At 33.7% G+C, this 4,145-nt stretch carries 4 protein-coding genes and 1 riboswitch; of the genes, 3 read left to right on the top strand and 1 reads right to left on the bottom strand.

Features of this window, described 5'->3' with window-relative positions:
• The coding region (locus tag KI356_RS07645) for a penicillin-binding transpeptidase domain-containing protein (RefSeq protein ID WP_274387992.1) at window positions 1–1,011 on the top strand (1,011 nt) is incomplete at its 5' end.
• A 443-nt stretch (window positions 1,012–1,454) separates the two neighbouring features.
• Here the strand turns inward: KI356_RS07645 and KI356_RS07640 are convergent.
• On the bottom strand, window positions 1,455–2,159 hold the full coding sequence (locus KI356_RS07640) for an aspartate/glutamate racemase family protein (protein WP_212935162.1): 705 nt from the start codon (window positions 2,157–2,159) through the stop codon (window positions 1,455–1,457).
• A gap of 150 nt (window positions 2,160–2,309) precedes the next feature.
• Window positions 2,310–2,425: riboswitch (SAM riboswitch) on the top strand.
• A gap of 139 nt (window positions 2,426–2,564) precedes the next feature.
• Here KI356_RS07640 and KI356_RS07635 point away from each other — a divergent pair.
• Together KI356_RS07635 and KI356_RS07630 are read left to right on the top strand one after the other, a co-directional pair.
• Entirely contained in the window at window positions 2,565–3,113 is a 549-nt protein-coding gene (locus KI356_RS07635) for an ECF-type riboflavin transporter substrate-binding protein (protein WP_128280180.1), read from the top strand.
• A 10-nt stretch (window positions 3,114–3,123) separates the two neighbouring features.
• Window positions 3,124–4,145, top strand: a 1,022-nt coding sequence (locus KI356_RS07630; RefSeq protein WP_212935161.1) for an ABC transporter ATP-binding protein, incomplete at its 3' end; no start/stop codon positions are given.

The following is a 4,145-nucleotide window of genomic DNA, read 5'->3' as shown; positions in this document are numbered from 1 at the left end:
AAAGACGGGAAAACAGAAGTTGAAGATTACGCTTTAGGCACGATGACAAGTTCATATGAGCTTGGGTCAACTGTGAAAGGTGCGACATTGTTAACAGGGTTTGAAACAAAAGCTATAACACCGGGAACACATTTTTATGATGCACCTATGAAGTTTAAAGGAACTAAGGAGAAAAAATCTTGGAAAGATTTCGGGAATATTGATGATTTAAGAGCTTTACAAGTTTCTTCTAACGTTTATATGTTTAATACAGCATTAAAAATTGCAGGTGTGGATTATGTTAGAAATAGTTCACTAGATATTAAACAAGAATACTTTGATAAAATGAGATATTATTTCAGGCAATTTGGTTTAGGTGTTCCAACGGGTATTGATTTACCGAATGAAACAGCTGGACAAATCGGGAGAAAAGATAATCAACCGGGGTTTTTATTAGATTTTTCTATTGGCCAGTACGATACGTATACACCACTTCAGCTTGCACAGTACATTTCTACTATTGCAAATGGTGGGTATCGTATGAAACCACAAATTATTCAAGAGATTAGAGAACAAACTGTGCAAAAAGATGAAATCGGTAAAGTCGTGCATTCAATAGAACCAGTTGTTTTAAATAGAGTGGATATGAAAGAAGATTATATAAATCAAGTAAAAGAAGGATTTAGAAGAGTATTCCAAGAAGGAGATGGAACAGGAGTAAGGGCGTTCCAAAAGGCACCATATAAACCAGCTGGTAAAACAGGGACAGCACAGACAGTATATGGTGGAGAAAGCGACATAGGTAGAAATGATAAAGGTGAACGAATAAAATGTTATAATTTAACATTAGCAGGATATGCGCCATATGATGATCCAGAAGTAGCATTTTCAGTTGTTGTGCCATGGGTTATAAATGATAAGTCAGGTATTAACTCTGATATTGGAAAAGATGTTTTAGATGCTTATTTCGAATTGAAAAATAAGCGATTAAATGGTGAGGCTACAAAAGTAGATAATTCAAAAGAGGGTTAGAAAACATGAACCGTCTCTAGTATTCAAATGGACTAAAGACGTTTTTAAATACACTCGGACTTATTGATGAATCAATTGTGATAGGTAAAGTAGAAATAGTTTAGTATCCATTTGATCAAATGAAAAGAATAAAGTAATTTAGTTCAAGAGTATTCTATTAAGTATTCACCTTTTATATATAAATGCATATATTGATAGCATAGGACAAGCAAAAAAGCTTGTACCTTACCTCACTGAACACTCCTTATCACAGCTAGGCATCTACTTTGGTAGATGCCTTTTTTTATGTTGATGCTTGATAATTATTTATCCCACTATTTGGGCAATAAAACTCCCACCTCTAAATTCGGTGAATGCGGGGAAGTTAAGCGGGAGATCAATTGCTCGTAAAGCCCAATTGGTTCAATTAATAATCAGTGGGGTATGGACAAAACCACCGCTGATTAAAGTTTCACTTTTAAATTGTTATCCGCAAATTGTACAGCTGTATTCGCATGTATATAAGCAGTATCAAAAACAGGAACCGATAGATCACTTTGTGAAATGAGCAAAGGAATTTCTGTACAGCCAAGTAGTATTCCTTCAGCGCCGTTTTTAATTAATGTATTTGTGATTTGTAATAGCTTTTCTTTTGATATTTCTGAAATAATCCCTCTACTGAGTTCTTGTAAAATGACATGATGGATGAAAGTTCTATCTTCTTCATTTGGGATAATTGTCTCAATATTGTAATTTGCTAGTCTTGATTTATAGAAGTCTTGTTCCATCGTTTGTTTCGTCCCTAAAAGCCCAATACGTTTTATATTATGTTCTACCATTTTTTTTGCACTTACATCTCCAATATGAAGGAGTGGTATTGAAATTGCATTCTCTACTTCTTCAGCAAATAGATGTACAGTATTAGAACACATTAGTAAACATTCAGCTCCAGAGCCTTCCACCTTTTTTGCTACTGTGACTAATTCATTTTTCACTTCTTCATATTGATGATTTTGCAATAATGTAGTTACCTCCCCAAAGTCCATGCTATATAAAACAAGCTTCGCATTTTGATCATATTGAGAGAGAGTAAGTGTATTAATATGTTTATAATATAACGCTGTCGATTCCCAACTTAGTCCGCCAATTAAGCCAATTACTTTCATCATGCATTCCTCCCGTAACAATTTTGAATTCATTATTTCATAATTCCGATAAGAATACAATGATTTAGATTAACTATTTACCGAAAAATAAAAATAGTAAGAAAAGTATTGAAATTATTTATTGTTAGTGCCATAATACAGATTACAAATACATACTTATCCAGAGAGGTAGAGGGAACGGCCCTATGAAACCTCAGCAACCCCTATGTAATTACATAGGAAGGTGCTAATTCCGCAGAGGACACTATGTGTCTTTTGAAAGATAAGGGGATTCTTGTACGTGAAAGAAAATGACCTCTTATTTAAGAGGTCATTTTTTGTTGTATAGAAAGGAAGTGTCGATGCATAATTCATTTTCAAAATAAATATAGAGTATTAAAAGTTGAATAATATGAGAGGGGAATTGTAATGAACAAATTAACGACAAAGCTAGTAGTAGCAATTGGAATTGGAGCAGCTTTATACGGGGTATTAGGGCTTTGGGGATTTTCTATCGCACCGAATACCTTTATTAAACCAGCACTGGCTATTTTAACAGTTTTTGGAGCGTTATTTGGCCCGGTAGCAGGACTTTTAATAGGACTAATCGGTCATACCGTTACAGATACGATTGCTGGTTGGGGTATTTGGTGGGGATGGGTTATTAGTTCGGGGATAATCGGATTTTCAATGGGTCTCATACAAAAAAGAACTGGTTTTAGTGTGAAAAATGGAACGTTTAATAACCGTGATATTTCTTATTTTGCAATTGCAGGGTTAATTGGTATTGTCATAGCTATTATATTTGCTGGAGTATTCGATATTATTGTGATGGGAGAACCGTTTGACAAAATTGTTATACAAGTACTAGGCGCAACAATTGCAGACGTTATTGTATTTTTAGTTCTTGGCTTACCAATCACGATCGGTCTAGCGAAATCAAATAAGAAACATACACATTTAAAAATTGAAAAGTAGGGATGAATACATGCAACCAATTATTTCTTTTGAACAATTTACCTTTCAATATAGGCATGCCACGCAGCCTACTTTAAAAGATATTACATTTCAAATATATCCTGGGGAAAAGGTACTTATCGCTGGACGAAGTGGTTCAGGGAAGTCAACATTAGCTCATTGTATAAATGGGTTAATCCCATTTTCTTACGAAGGGATAAGTACCGGTAACATTTTAATAGCTGGAAAGGATCCGAGAGAAGGTAGTGTTTTTGAACAGAGTAAACACGTAGGGACAATATTACAAGATCAAGATTCACAATTTATTGGTCTTACTGTCGAAGAGGATGTAGCATTTTCATTAGAAAACGATTGTGTAAATCAAATAGAAATGAAAAAGATTGTTACGGATTCTTTAAAAAAGGTAAGCATGCAGGAGTTTCATGCACAAAGTCCACATGAATTATCAGGAGGTCAAAAACAGACAGTCTCTCTTGCAGGTCTGCTAACGACAAATACAGATATATTATTATTTGATGAACCGTTAGCTAATTTAGATCCTGCATGTAGTTTGAATACTATAGAAATCATTAAAAATATACATGAAAAATATAACAAAACAATTTTAATTATTGAACATCGAATTGAAGAAATGTTAAACCTTGATTTAGATAAAATTATTTTAATAGATGAGGGAGAAGTTATTGCGATTGGTTCACCGGATAGTATTCTAAATTCTAATATATTACCAAATATCGGACTAAGAGAACCTATTTATATAGAAGCTCTAAAGAAATTAAATTTTGACAGTAATAATGTTGAGGTATTTCCAATTGAAAATCTACGTAATGCAGGCGTTCATAACCTATTAAAGAACTGGATGCGGAAGCAAGTGTCATCTAAAAACACGTATATTAAAAAAAACTTATGCAAGATAGAAAATTTATCATTTACGTACAATAACAAACATACAGCCTTAGAAGATATCAACCTTTCAATAGGAGAGGGAGAAATAATAGCGTTATTGGGTCATAATGGAGCAGGGAAATCGAC

The sequence above is a fragment of the Bacillus hominis genome (assembly GCF_018332515.1).
In the GTDB taxonomy this organism is placed as follows: domain Bacteria; phylum Bacillota; class Bacilli; order Bacillales; family Bacillaceae_G; genus Bacillus_A; species Bacillus_A hominis.
Note: the sequence above shows the minus strand (reverse complement) of the source record. Positions and strands in the feature narration are given on the sequence as shown.